At 49.0% G+C, this 12,927-nt stretch carries 13 protein-coding genes and 1 tRNA gene; 7 read left to right on the top strand and 7 right to left on the bottom strand.

Annotation, left to right across the window (positions count from 1 at the left end):
- Nucleotides 1–60: 60 nt before the first annotated feature.
- The 5 genes from R2I50_RS01585 (at nt 61) to R2I50_RS01565 (ending at nt 4,169) form a co-directional block, all read left to right on the top strand.
- On the top strand, nt 61–1,260 hold the full coding sequence (locus R2I50_RS01585) for a coenzyme F420-0:L-glutamate ligase (protein ID WP_316607327.1): 1,200 nt from the start codon (nt 61–63) through the stop codon (nt 1,258–1,260).
- A gap of 175 nt (nt 1,261–1,435) precedes the next feature.
- Nucleotides 1,436–1,798 (top strand): GntR family transcriptional regulator, encoded by a 363-nt coding sequence (locus R2I50_RS01580; protein ID WP_316607325.1) that lies wholly within the window; start codon nt 1,436–1,438, stop codon nt 1,796–1,798.
- On the top strand, nt 1,791–2,489 hold the full coding sequence (locus tag R2I50_RS01575) for an ABC transporter ATP-binding protein (RefSeq protein WP_316607324.1): 699 nt from the start codon (nt 1,791–1,793) through the stop codon (nt 2,487–2,489). Before R2I50_RS01580 ends, R2I50_RS01575 begins: the two co-directional genes overlap by 8 nt.
- A complete protein-coding gene (locus tag R2I50_RS01570; protein WP_316607322.1) occupies nt 2,483–3,322 on the top strand; it encodes a hypothetical protein in 840 nt (279 codons plus the stop codon). Before R2I50_RS01575 ends, R2I50_RS01570 begins: the two co-directional genes overlap by 7 nt.
- 13 nt (nt 3,323–3,335) lie before the next feature.
- A complete protein-coding gene (locus tag R2I50_RS01565) occupies nt 3,336–4,169 on the top strand; it encodes a hypothetical protein (protein ID WP_316607321.1) in 834 nt (277 codons plus the stop codon).
- 180 nt (nt 4,170–4,349) lie between these two features.
- Here R2I50_RS01565 and R2I50_RS01560 read toward each other — a convergent pair whose 3' ends face one another.
- The 6 genes from R2I50_RS01560 to R2I50_RS01535 all read right to left on the bottom strand — a co-directional run bounded on the left by R2I50_RS01560 (nt 4,350) and on the right by R2I50_RS01535 (nt 11,257).
- Nucleotides 4,350–5,348, bottom strand: a complete 999-nt coding sequence (locus tag R2I50_RS01560; protein ID WP_316607320.1) for a tyrosine-type recombinase/integrase — start codon at nt 5,346–5,348, stop codon at nt 4,350–4,352.
- A 732-nt stretch (nt 5,349–6,080) separates the two neighbouring features.
- Nucleotides 6,081–6,776 (bottom strand): DUF6873 family GME fold protein, encoded by a 696-nt coding sequence (locus R2I50_RS01555; RefSeq protein WP_316607319.1) that lies wholly within the window; start codon nt 6,774–6,776, stop codon nt 6,081–6,083.
- Nucleotides 6,769–8,136: a DNA repair protein RadA gene (radA, locus tag R2I50_RS01550; RefSeq protein WP_316607318.1), complete on the bottom strand. Its 1,368-nt coding sequence runs from the start codon at nt 8,134–8,136 to the stop codon at nt 6,769–6,771. Before radA ends, R2I50_RS01555 begins: the two co-directional genes overlap by 8 nt.
- A gap of 1 nt (nt 8,137) precedes the next feature.
- Complete coding sequence (locus tag R2I50_RS01545; protein ID WP_316607317.1) at nt 8,138–8,728, bottom strand: N-acetylmuramoyl-L-alanine amidase; 591 nt, start codon at nt 8,726–8,728, stop codon at nt 8,138–8,140.
- Nucleotides 8,729–8,924: 196 nt separating this feature from the next.
- Nucleotides 8,925–9,614: an RNA polymerase sporulation sigma factor SigK gene (gene sigK, locus R2I50_RS01540; protein ID WP_316607316.1), complete on the bottom strand. Its 690-nt coding sequence runs from the start codon at nt 9,612–9,614 to the stop codon at nt 8,925–8,927.
- A 56-nt stretch (nt 9,615–9,670) separates the two neighbouring features.
- Nucleotides 9,671–11,257: a peptide chain release factor 3 gene (locus R2I50_RS01535; RefSeq protein WP_316607315.1), complete on the bottom strand. Its 1,587-nt coding sequence runs from the start codon at nt 11,255–11,257 to the stop codon at nt 9,671–9,673.
- 285 nt (nt 11,258–11,542) lie between these two features.
- Between R2I50_RS01535 and hemW the strand changes: the two genes are divergently transcribed.
- Nucleotides 11,543–12,649, top strand: coding sequence for a radical SAM family heme chaperone HemW (gene hemW / locus R2I50_RS01530; protein WP_316607314.1), 1,107 nt, complete (start codon nt 11,543–11,545; stop codon nt 12,647–12,649).
- 39 nt (nt 12,650–12,688) lie between these two features.
- Nucleotides 12,689–12,777 (top strand) — tRNA-Ser (locus R2I50_RS01525).
- On the opposite strand, the gene R2I50_RS01520 is transcribed toward R2I50_RS01525, so the two are convergent.
- Nucleotides 12,740–12,927 (bottom strand): hypothetical protein (locus R2I50_RS01520; protein ID WP_316607313.1); only part of this gene is annotated, 188 nt, incomplete at its 5' end. The genes R2I50_RS01525 and R2I50_RS01520 overlap by 38 nt on opposite strands.

The raw sequence follows: 12,927 nt of genomic DNA, 5'->3' as shown, positions 1-12,927 counted from the left end.
TTCTGACATTATAATACTCTTTGGCTTTCATTTAGTAAACTGTTAAAGGAGTAAATCAAAATGAGTAACGAAAGATTGGTCGGTACCGTATCCCGCGGTATCCGCTGTCCCATTATCCGTACCGGTGACGATCTCGCTTCGATCGTGACCGACAGCGTGCTTGCAGCCGCAGACAGCGAGGGCTTCTCTCTGCGTGACCGCGACGTGATCGCTGTCACCGAGTCGATCGTCGCACGCGCTCAGGGCAACTATGCCACGGTTCAGAATATTGCCGACGACGTCAAGGCGAAGCTCGGCGGCGGTACGGTAGGCGTGATCTTCCCGATCCTGTCCCGTAACCGTTTTGCAATCTGCCTGCGCGGTATCGCGATGGGCTGTAAGAAGATCGTGCTGATGCTGTCTTATCCGTCCGATGAGGTCGGTAATGAGCTCGTATCCATCGATAAGATCGACGAAGCAGGCGTGAATCCCTACAGCGACGTATTGACACTCGAGAAGTACCGCGAGCTCTTCGGCGTGAATAAGCATGAGTTCACCGGCGTAGATTACGTCGATTATTACGCGAATCTGATCAAGGAGAGCGGGGCAGAGGTTGAGATCATCTTCGCCAACCGTCCCAAGACCATCCTCGAGTACACCGATACCGTACTCACCTGCGATATCCATACCCGTAAGCGCACCAAGCGCATCTTAAAGGACGCGGGCGCCAAGATCGTACTGGGTCTCGATGATATCATGAACGCTCCCGTAGACGGCTCGGGCTATAACGAGAATTACGGTCTCTTAGGCTCCAACAAGTCCACCGAAGACACCGTCAAGCTTTTCCCGCAGAACGCTCAGCCGCTGGTTGAGGACATTCAGAAGAAGATACTCGACGCTACCGGCAAGCATGTTGAGGTCATGATATACGGCGACGGCGCCTTCAAGGATCCTCAGGGCAAGATCTGGGAGCTCGCCGATCCGGTCGTATCTCCCGCTCATACCGACGGTCTGATCGGTACGCCGAACGAGCTTAAACTCAAGTACCTGGCTGATAATGACTTCAAGGAGCTCAGCGGCGACGAGCTGAAAGCCGCGATCTCACAGAGCATCAAGACCAAGGACGCGAACCTCGTCGGTAATATGGCTTCTCAGGGCACGACGCCCCGTCAGCTGACCGACCTGATCGGCTCGCTGTGCGATCTGACCTCCGGCTCCGGCGATAAGGGTACGCCCGTCGTACTGGTGCAGGGCTACTTCGATAACTATACCAACGACTGATCAAGTTAATAATATTCAGGCGCAGCCTTCCCGGGGTAGGGGAGGCTGCTTTTTTACTCTTGTTTAAAGAAATTCGACATCCCGAATGATTACAATTTTGTAGTAAAAGTCCTCTTGACATAGCTTATAAATTGTGTTACTGTAGTAATACAATAATACAGTCAGGAGGAATGATATGAATTGGCTGTTGGATAAAAAACGTCCGATATGTCCGCAGATCGCCGAGAAGCTGTGCGTTCTGATCGCGTCGGGTGAGATCGGCGCGGGGGACAGGCTGATGTCCGTTCGCGACGTCGCGCTGAATGCCGGCGTGACCCCGAATACCGTCCAGAAATCCTTTGAGATGCTTGAACAGCAGGGCGTGATCTATTCGCGCAGAGGCGCGGGATGGTATGTCAGCGATAACGTCGATGTCGCGAAGAATGTTTTTGACGAATTGGTTCATTCCAAAACCGTTGCTTATCTCAACGACATGGAGTCGCTGGGACTTGGCAAAAAGGATATTATCAATATCATAAAGGAGTTTCGTTATGAGTGAGATATTACGCTGCGTCGGTCTTACCAAGAACTACGGCGGACTCAGAGCGCTCGATAACCTTTCTCTTTCGATAGAAAGCGGAAGGATCATTGGCCTTTTAGGTCCCAACGGTGCCGGTAAAACCACGCTGATCAAGATGATCAACGGCTTGCTGCAGCCTACGTCCGGCACCATTACCGTCAACGGGTTGGCGCCCTGTATGACGACGAAGCAGCTCGTCAGCTATCTGCCCGACGTCAGTTACCTCAACAACTGGATGACGGTCGAACAGATCGTTGATATGTTCACCGACTTTTACGCTGATTTCCGTCCTCAGCTTGCTTATGAGATGATATCAAGACTCGGGATCGACCGTAAGCTTCGCTTGAAAACGCTCTCTAAGGGCAACAAGGAGAAGGTCTGCTTGATTCTGGTGATGAGTCGTAACGCAATGCTGTATGTGCTTGATGAGCCGATCGCCGGTGTTGATCCCGCTACCCGCGACTACATCATCTCAACCATTATCAATAACTACAATCCCGCCGCTTCGGTGCTGATCTCGACTCATCTGATCTCCGATATCGAATCGGTGTTGGATGAGGTGATCTTTATCCAAAACGGCATGATAACCTTGCACGATTCTGTCGATAGCATCCGCTCTCAGCATAACATGAGCGTCGACGAGTATTTCAGGGAGGTGTTCAGATGGTAAGCAAGCTGATAAAATACGACTTTCAGTCATTTATCCGGCTCATCCTTCCGGTTCAGCTGATCGTTATCGGTATCGCGGCGCTCAACCGTATCGTACAGCTGTTTGAACCGGCTTCGATCGGTGTTGACGCTTCTGAGGCTTCCCGAAACGCACACGCTGTATATAACACCTTCTTTGTATCTTCCATGGTGCTGTACGGTATCGCGATCGTGACCGCTCTGATCCTTACCGTGATTGTAGCGATCGTGCGATTCTATCAGGGCATGTACACGAATGAGGGCTATCTGAATCACACGCTGCCGGTTACGCCCGCCCAGCATATCTTCGCGAAGCTGCTCAACTCACTGATCTTCTTCGTCGGTACGCTGTTCGCGATATTCCTCTCGTTTATGGTCATCACGCTCGGCGAGGTGAATATCGAGATATTCAAGGCGTTCGGTTTTCTCGTCGGAAAGTTCTTCAGTACCGCGGGAGCAGAAGGCGTACTGTACATCGTCGAAGCGGGACTTTTGTTGCTGATCACGTTGATCACAATGTACCTCAAGCTGTATTTCTGTATCTCCGTCGGACAGTTCGCAAAGAAGCGCAAGATTCTGCTTGCCTTCGGCGCGTTCTTCGGCATTTATGTTGCAAAACAGATCATCGGCACCATCTTCATCGCGATGGTAGCTATAGGAGCCAATTGGATTATTGAACTTGGCGAATGGTTCGACAACTACTCGTCCGCTGTTCATTTTGTCTTGTGGTTCGGTATTGTCATATACGCGATCGCCTCGGTCGTTTATTTCGCGCTGACCAGATTTATCATGGGCAAAAAGCTCAATTTGACCTAAAGGAGGGGAGAGGATGAAACGATTATTTCAACTTTCTGCGCTGATACTATGCGCTGTTCTGACCACCTTCTCGCTCTGCTCCTGTAACGCCTTGGATGAAGCGAAGGCAAACCGCGCGATATACAACGAGGATAAATCCGTCATTACCTTCCGGGACAACGAGTACCGTAAAATGGATATCGGTAAGTACGAGTTCATTATTGATTACGACAGCAGTGATGTGTATTATGTCACAACTCCCGATGTTCCCGTTCTGCTCGCGTCGAGCTTCGGCGACCAGATATTCACGAACAAGGATTTCACTATTCTGAAATACAGCAACAACCGCTCTTATGTGCGCGGCGATCAATATGACGCCGTGAAGAAAGCGGTAGACAGTGCTGAGCTTGACCGTTACTTTTTCAATTACAGTGATTTTGATGCATGGGATGGAGACGGAGACTATGCTCCGACGAAATACGTCATGCTGGATGATAAGCAGATCGCGGTGATCAATAAGGCGCTGAATGCTCCCGATAAAGATAAGTTCAAGTACACGGAGCTCAGCGACGGTGCGTATGATATCAAAACCATTCGGCTGTCTGTATGCGATAAGGATATGCTGCTGACGGACGCTTACACGACCTATTATATCTTCCGCGACGGGTCGAAGTACTGCTTCTGGGACGGTAAAACCTATATGGAAAACTGTATCTATCAGTTCAAGGGCGAGGATGAAAAGATGATCGAAGATATCTTTGACCAAAATCCCAACGGCTTTACAGATGAGAATATCCGCTGGCGTATCGGATATGAACCCGAGATAAACGAGCCGCAGCCGGAAGACGCCGTTCATCAGGAAGGATAACCGAAAAACAAAAATCTCCCTGCCGTGATCAACTCACAGCGGGGAGTTTTTTACTACGGTGTACGTGAGAATTACCGGTAAATACAAATATCATTACGAAGCTTGGCAGAGCTGTGGCAATCTCGACCTATCAAATACGTCATTGCGAAGCTCGATAGAGCTGTGGCAATCTCGACCTCTTTATTTTCCCGATTTCGGCTTGACCTTAGAGAGAGGATTGCTCTTTGCAGCGGCTTCGATCTGAGAGGAATCGAGGTGCGTATAGATCTCGGTCGTGCTCAGGTTCTCGTGACCCAGTACATCCTTCAACACGCGAATATCGACGTTGCCGTGCTGATACATCAGTGTGGCGGCGGTATGGCGCAGCTTATGCACCGAGTATCCCTGCGAATCCAAGCCGATCTTATCGAGGTATTTATAAACGATCTTCTGCACCATTTCGCGCGAGATACGGCGCTTCTGAGAAGAGAGGAAGAGAGCATACTTATCCTGAGCGCGAACACCCTCGACAGGACGTACCTTCATATACGCTTCAAAGGCTGAGATACAGGCGTCATTCAGGTAAATGATACGCTTTTTGTTGCCCTTACCGATGATCTGAGCCGTGTGATCGGAGCGAATATCGGGATAATCCATCGAGACCAGCTCCGCCAATCGCATACCGCAGTTGAGGAAGAAGGTCAGGATGCAGTAATCGCGCTCCTTGAACTTGCCGTCGACCGCGTTCAGCAGTTCGATGCTTTGTTCGAGAGTCAGGTATTTTGGCAGAGGATTCTTCTCACGGGCGTTCGGACGCTCCAGATCCTTCAGCGGATCAACCTTCAAAGCATGCTTTTTATCGGTCAGATAGCTGTAGAATGACTTGATACTGGTCGTGCGGCGCGCACGCGCGGCTTTGTCGTTCTTGCGTTCACGAAGCAGGTAATTCATAAACTCATAGCCGTCGGTCAGCGTGACGGATGAGATCAGCTCGATATCAACGTCATCGACAGGGATATCCTGATAGGGGACATCCGCAGGCACCAGACGCTTGCGCTGCTTGATAAACCGAAAGAACAATCGAAGATCATTATAGTATTCGTCGACCGTCGACGGCGAACGGCCTTTGACCGTTTGCAAATAATATAAAAAATCTTTCATCGGCTCGGAGGCTTCAACAGAAAAATTACCCTTACTCAAAATATCACCTCAGCAATCTCAAATTACAGTCATTATAAATACGCGTTATGATAATCATAAGAAAAGCATCACCGCAAAGCTCGACAGAGCTGTGGCAATCTCCAACATATCGAATACGTCATTGCGAAGCTCCGAAGGAGCTGTGGCAATCTCCACCTTTAACTTTTTATATAATTATACCCGAAGAGAGGGGGCTGAAAATTCCAATTTAGAAAATTACATAAAATTAATATTTTATGTAATTTAGGGGAGGGTATAAACGCAGAAAACGCCTGACAACCGCATTTTGAGCCAATTCGAAACCTTATACAGTCATTTTGGTCTGATTGCTGATTTTTGGCTTCAAATAGAATCGTCTCAGTTTTTTTCAGACGATGGCTGACTCATTCAGAAAAAACTGAGACGATGGTTGTTCACGCTATTCGGATTTATCTATTATGGTTTTACAAATAAAGCTTTATCGATAAAGAGTTTTACATTTATCAAATATCAGAATCATAAACTGTATTCAAAATGATTCATTAAATATATCATGTGAAATGATTCTGTCAGTCCGGCGGATGATTCAGCGCGATCGATCTTACGATAAACCTCAAATTGATAGTTAACCGTTGTTTTTATATATACTTTGTACTGATTAGGAGTGATCGTTTGATGATAAGACAAAAGCAGACAATCGCTTTCGTCTTACCCCTATTTTCTGCTTGTTGCACTTCCCTATTTGTTAATAATTTAACAAAATAAGATCCCACCAATATCAACGAGCTCGTCATCCGTCAGTGATATGATCTTCGTACCGTGATCGATACAAAAGTCCTCGATTCGCTCATAATCCGGATGCTTACGGATATTTCCCGTAAAATACAGCGTTCGACTCGCTCGATCGTAACCCGAAGCGCCGCCGATAAAGCCGTAATCCGCGCCGTCGAGCCTGACTCTCCCCTGCTCTGTCAACAGTACATTGATCTTTGAGCCTTTTAGCGTTCTTTCTATCCCGTGATCGGCAGTGATGATCGCACGATCGGAAACCACCGCACAGGAACACTTGGCGTACCCTTGACGGACATGGATCAGTTCGTAGTTATTCCTTCTTGCGTACTCCGAAGCCTGCTTATCAAGGGTGTCGGTGCGGCAAATCAGCGTTTTACCCACCTGAGCGGCGTTCAGAGGCACATTCAACGGATAATCGTGTCCGATATCATCCGCACACAAAACGACGTTACAGACGCTTTTCAGCGCGTTAGCAAGCTTATCACAGCAGCTGAGTACAAAAGCGGTATCATCCAGTATCAGACACTGCAAATCGGCGTGATCCTGCTCGTAGTCGATTAAGCAGCTGACCTTCTCAGTTGGTATAACGTCATAACCGAGCGCTTTCAGCTTCTCTGCAAACTGCGGATACCGCGTCGACAGGATCGCTTTACTCACAGATCGCCTCAAACGCCTGACGGACATTCTTCACCGGGATCACCTCTACCCCATCGGGGATCGTGATATCCTTGCTGTTGTGAGCGGGAATGATGATCTTCTCAAAACCGAGTCTTACCGCCTCGTTCAGACGCTGCTGGGCATGACTGACGGAGCGAATCTCCCCCGCCAAGCCGATCTCACCGAAAGCGATGGCGTTATCATTGATCGGAACATCCTTTAAGGACGAGATCAGCGAGATCGCTACCGCCAGATCGACTGCGGTCTCATCCAGTCGTAACCCTCCGACAACGTTCACATAAGCGTCGGTATTGTTGAAATAATAGCCTGCGCGCTTTTCAAGCACCGCGATGATCAGATTCATGCGGTTGTAGTCGAAGCCGGTACACATACGGCGCGGATTGCCGAAGCCGGTAGAAGCCGCGAGCGCCTGGATCTCGGCAAGGATCGGTCGCGTACCCTCCATCGCGCACGCGATACAGGTGCCGCTGACGTTCTTCGGCCTGCCGGATATCAACATCAGCGAGGGGTTCTCGACCTCTCTGAGTCCCGAATCCGTCATCTCAAATACGCCGATCTCATTGGTAGAGCCGTAACGGTTTTTGACCGCTCGCAGAATACGGTAGGACATCTGGCGGTCGCCCTCAAAGTGCAGAACGGCATCTACAACATGCTCAAGCACCTTAGGACCCGCGATCGAACCCTCCTTGTTGACATGACCGACAATGATCATCGGGATATCGAGGCTCTTGGCGGCACGCATGAAGAAGTTGGTACTCTCTCTCACCTGTGTTACCGAACCGGGCGAAGAATTCAGCTCCGACAGGGACATCGTCTGGATAGAGTCGATCATCACAATATCGGGCTTGTCCTGTCGAATAGTCTCACACACAAGCTCGACGTCCGTCTGAGTCAGGATATAGAGGTTGTCCGAGTTGACGCCCAGACGGTCTGCGCGGAGCTTCAGCTGTCGCTTGCTTTCCTCACCCGAAACATAGAGTATCTTCAGATTTCTGCCTAAATGCTCACAGATCTGGAGTAGGATCGTCGATTTACCGATACCCGGATCGCCGCCGAGCAGGATCAGACTGCCCTTGACGATACCGCCGCCCATCACACGGTCGAGCTCCTTGGAGCCGGTCTGATAACGGATCTCGTCGGTCGTGCTGATCTCGCTGATATGTACAGGCGGCGCATAAGCGGTCGCGTGAGATCGCGCTGCCGCCGTGGAAACCTTAGAGGTATCCTTGATCTCCTCATTCATGGTATTCCACTCGCCGCAGGAGGGACATTTACCGTACCACTTAGGGCTTTCATAGCCGCACTCCGAGCATATATAAACGCTTTTGATCTTAGCCATATTACCGTTCCTTTTCTGAATATTCCAGTACGCCCATCGCTACGGCGTACGCCATTTCACTTTGATAATTCTCGTCGAGGAGCTTCGCGCGTTCTTCGCTGTTCGAGAGGAACCCGCATTCGACGATCACCGCGGGGACTTCCGCTTGATCGAGAACATAAATATCCGAGCTTGCCGGCTTCAGTTCACGCGTGTTATCCTTCTGGAGCAGTGAAACCACGCTGTTCCTGATCGACTCGGCGAGGATCGCGCTGTTCTCATTGTTGGTCGAATAAAACACCTGCGTTCCGCTGTAGGCGCTGTTGTCGAACTTGTTCTGATGGATGCTGACAACGATATTGTCTGCGTCCTCGTTAAAGATCTCAGCGCGGTGCTTCAAGTCGGAGGTCTTTTTCTGCCGGAGCGTCTCCGCGTCGTCGGTATATACGGAAATATCCTCATCGCGGATCTCCGTTACCTGATACCCGCACAGTCGTAGGATATCGGCAAGCTTATTCGCAATATTCAGGTTGATATCCTTTTCCAAAACGCCGTCGACCTCTGCCCCGCCGTCCTCGCCGCCGTGACCCGCGTCGATAACGATATGCGGCATATCTTCAGTAATATTATCCGAAGAGGTATGAACCGCGCTGTTTGAAAAAGCCGAGTACAATAGTACGCATACGCATATGATGACCACGCAGAGAGTTATGATATATAATGTCTTGACTTTCAATCCAATCACCATCATATGTATATGGCGACTCTACTATCATTATACCGTTATTTCAATAGGAGTCAAGGATTGTTTATTCACCTTTTTCGTAGCGCTTTTTGAGTTTTTCCAGCGCCTTCTTCTCGATACGCGAGATATAGGAACGCGAGATACCGAGCGACTGTGCCAATTCACGCTGAGGCCGGATTTTCTCGCCTCTGATCCCGTAGCGGCAGGTGATGATCTGCTTCTCCCTGTCCGTCAGCACCTCGTCGATGTAGCGGTCCAGCACCTCGAGATGCAGCTTGGTGTCGACGTCCTCGGCAACATCCATATCGGACGCGAGTATATCGATCAGCGTCAGCGGATTGCCGTCCTTATCGGTATCGATCGCATCGTTGAGCGATACATTCTGTGACGATTTGCGATTACCGCGAAAATGCATCAGTATTTCATTCTCAATACAACGCGAGGCATAGCTCGACAGCTTGATATTCTTGCTCAGGTCATAGGTGTTTATCGCCTTGATCAGACCGATCGTACCGATGGAGACCAGATCCTCCTGACCGTCGTAGTTCTGGTAATACTTCTTGATGATATGCGCGACCAGCCGAAGATTATGCTCTACGAGGATATTCCGCGCTTTGATATCACCCTGAGCCGCAAGTTCTAAATATCGTTGTTCTTCATCCTTTTTCAGCGGTTTCGGGAAGCTCTCGCCGTGAGCCAGATGCAGAACGAACAGGAAGAGATACTGACTGATATAGGATAAAAAAGCAAACATAAAACCACCCCATGAAAGTCTATTCACGAGGCGGTATGTCCTATACGAGTATTAGATTATTCAGCGTTGCCGAAGTCCTGCAGGGTCAAGCCCTTGTTATGCTCCAGCGCCCAGTCGATGCTCCACTCGGAACGGAACAGCAGAAGCTTGTTATCTCTGAAATCAGCGACAACCTTGGTATCTGACGCAAGATCAAGAGCTTTGTAATCGACCTCCGAGGTGATCCAGCGGATGAACTGGTAGGGCGTATTCTCCATGATGATCTCAACGTTATACTCGTTCTCAAGACGATATTTCAGCACGTCAAACTGCAGAACGCCGACAACGCCGACAATGACCTCCTCCATACCGGATTCGGGCTCATGGAATATCTGGATGGCGCCTTCCTGCGCGATCTGATTCATACCCTTGACGAACTGCTTACGCTTCATGGTATCCTTCTGACGAACCAGCGCGAAATGCTCGGGCGCAAAGGTCGGGATACCCTTGAAAGCGAACTTCTGTCCCGGGGTAACGATGGTATCGCCGATGGAGAACATGCCCGGATCAAATACGCCGATGATGTCGCCCGCGAAAGCCTCGTCAACGATCTCGCGCTCCTGCGCCATGATCTGCTGAGGCTGGGACAGCTTCATCTTGCGGTCACCCTGCACATGATAGACCTCCATGTTTTTATCGAATCTTCCCGAGCAGATTCGCATGAAAGCGACGCGGTCACGGTGGGCTTTATTCATATTCGCCTGGATCTTAAAGACAAAGGCGGAGAAAAAGTCGGAATCGGGAGCGATCAGCTTATCCCCCGCTTCACGCGGGAGCGGTCCTGTAGTCAGCTGCAAGAACTCCTGCAAAAACGGCTCAACGCCGAAATTGGTCAAAGCGGAGCCGAAGAATACCGGCGTCAGTTGTCCCTTGCGTACAAGGTCTATATCAAAATCGTTGCCCGCTCCGTCAAGCAGGTCGATATCATCGAACAGAGTATCCTTCTGCCCGTAAAACAGCTTGGATTCGAGCTCAGGATCATCGAGAGAGATCTCCTCCTGCTCGACCTCGCGCTGACCGTTGTTTGCGGTATAGGAAAGGATCTTCCCTTTCTTGCGGTCGTAAACGCCCTTGAACTCCTTACCTGAGCCGATCGGCCAATTCATCGGGCAGGTATTGATACCGAGTACATTTTCGATATCCTCGAGTAGATCGAAGGGATTCTGCGCGTCGCGATCCATCTTATTAATAAAGGTGATGATCGGAATATGGCGCATGACGCAGACCTTGAAGAGCTTTTTTGTCTGGTTCTCAACGCCCTTGGAGGCATCGATGACCATGACCGCGCTGTCAGCCGCCATCAGGGTACGGTAGGTATCCTCCGAGAAGTCCTGATGTCCGGGTGTATCAAGGATATTGATGCAATAACCGTCGTATTTGAACTGCAATACGGAGGAGGTTACGGAGATACCTCTCTGCTTTTCGATCTCCATCCAGTCGGAAACCGCATGCTTGGCGGTCTTTTTACCCTTAACGGAACCAGCTAAGTTGATTGCGCCGCCGTACAGCAGCAGCTTCTCGGTCAGCGTTGTTTTACCCGCGTCAGGGTGTGAGATGATCGCAAAGGTGCGGCGCTTGTCGATTTGTTCAGTCAAATTGCTCAATGGGAACCTCCGTGTATTCGTCAATATGACAACACCTTAGTGCAAAGTGCTGTAGTAATAATCTTATTTTTGGTGATACAACATAATTTTACTATTAATCTATAGTAAAAGTCAACAACTTTGCACTTGTTTTTTCTACGGTAAAATAAACAAATGCACTTGACTTTTTGATGATATTTTATTAAAATAGCTTTACAAACAAGAATTCATCTAAGTTTTTTCATATACCTTCCAAATTGAGGCAGGAACGCAAGTTCCTGCCTCACCCCTTTGTAGGAGTATTCTATGCGTAAAATCGGTCTTTATCTCCATATTCCTTTCTGTGACGGCAAGTGCGCTTACTGCAGCTTTTTCAGCAAGCGTTCCGACGAATCCTTTATTGATCGTTATACCGATCACTTGATCAAGGCGATACATGATTGGGGCGATATAATCAAACGTACTGTCGATACCGTATATTTCGGCGGCGGTACCCCATCCCTGCTCGGTCACGAACGGCTGATTCGAATTCTCAAAGCAGTTGAACAAAGCTTTACAGTTACAGACAACGCAGAGATCACGGTAGAGGTAAATCCGACTTCTACAAATGATCTCGACTTTGCCGCCATGCGTCAGGCGGGCTTTAATCGGCTTTCGATCGGTATGCAAAGCGTCAACGATAATGAGCTTAGAATATTGGGCAGACGACATAACGCCGAAGCGGTTTCTCGATCAGTGCAGAGCGCTAAAAACGCCGGATTTAATAACATTTCATTAGACGTGATGCTGGCAATTCCCGAGCAAACTATCGAGTCATTGAATAAAACGTTGAGCTTCTGCGCTTCACAGAATGTACAGCATATTTCCTGCTATATCCTGAAAATTGAGGAAGGAACGCCATTCTACGCCATGCGTGATACGCTGTCGCTTTTCGACGATGATGAACAGGCTGCGTTCTATGAGCATACTGCTGAACGGTTACGAGAATTTGGGTTTAATCAGTACGAGATATCTAACTTTTCGCAAAGAGGCTTTGAGAGCCGCCATAACCTGCATTACTGGCATGATGAAGAATATCTTGGTATCGGTCCTTCGGCACATTCTTTTCTAGACGGAAAGCGGTTTTATTATGATAATGATTTCCAAAGCTTTTTTGAAGGTCGTACCATACACGAAGGAAACGGCGGTGACAGCGAAGAGTATATCATGCTTGCGCTACGGCTTACGGAAGGTCTGATATTTAAGAAATACAGCGAAAGATTCGGCAAAACGGTCAGTTCAAGATTAATCGAAGCCGGACGACGTTTAGCTGCAAACGGCCTGTGTCATGTAGACGATTACAGGATCTCGCTGACGGTCAAAGGTTTTCTCGTTTCCAATTCAGTGATCGCTTATTTATTAGAAAACACTTGACATTACGCGAAAAAAACAGTAAAATAACCTTTGCAATAAGGAAGCGTATCGAAGTGGTCATAACGGGCCTGACTCGAAATCAGGTAGTCCTCACGGGCTCGTGGGTTCGAATCCCACCGCTTCCGCCATAATAAAAGCAGGAGATACCATCAGGTGTCTCCTGTTTTTATATACAAAAGAATCAGCGGAAGAGGTGGGATTCGAAGGCGACTGTGTCAAGCCGTAAGCGGCAAGCGCACGGCGCAGACAAAAACGCCATGGGATGGCGTTTTTAAGGA

This window comes from uncultured Ruminococcus sp. (assembly GCA_902785355.1).
Lineage (GTDB): Bacteria > Bacillota > Clostridia > Oscillospirales > Acutalibacteraceae > Ruminococcoides.
The sequence above is the reverse complement of the archived record's forward strand: the minus strand, read 5'-3'. Positions and strand labels throughout refer to the sequence as shown.

Coding starts and splice junctions, on each gene's coding strand:
- hemW (WP_316607314.1), top strand. CDS start 11,543: ATGCGTAAAATCGGTCTTTATCTCCATATTCCTTTCTGTGACGGCAAG.
- R2I50_RS01570 (WP_316607322.1), top strand. CDS start 2,483: ATGGTAAGCAAGCTGATAAAATACGACTTTCAGTCATTTATCCGGCTC.
- R2I50_RS01565 (WP_316607321.1), top strand. CDS start 3,336: ATGAAACGATTATTTCAACTTTCTGCGCTGATACTATGCGCTGTTCTG.
- R2I50_RS01545 (WP_316607317.1), bottom strand. CDS start 8,728: ATGCCGCATATCGTTATCGACGCGGGTCACGGCGGCGAGGACGGCGGG.
- R2I50_RS01585 (WP_316607327.1), top strand. CDS start 61: ATGAGTAACGAAAGATTGGTCGGTACCGTATCCCGCGGTATCCGCTGT.
- sigK (WP_316607316.1), bottom strand. CDS start 9,614: ATGTTTGCTTTTTTATCCTATATCAGTCAGTATCTCTTCCTGTTCGTT.
- R2I50_RS01580 (WP_316607325.1), top strand. CDS start 1,436: ATGAATTGGCTGTTGGATAAAAAACGTCCGATATGTCCGCAGATCGCC.
- radA (WP_316607318.1), bottom strand. CDS start 8,136: ATGGCTAAGATCAAAAGCGTTTATATATGCTCGGAGTGCGGCTATGAA.
- R2I50_RS01575 (WP_316607324.1), top strand. CDS start 1,791: ATGAGTGAGATATTACGCTGCGTCGGTCTTACCAAGAACTACGGCGGA.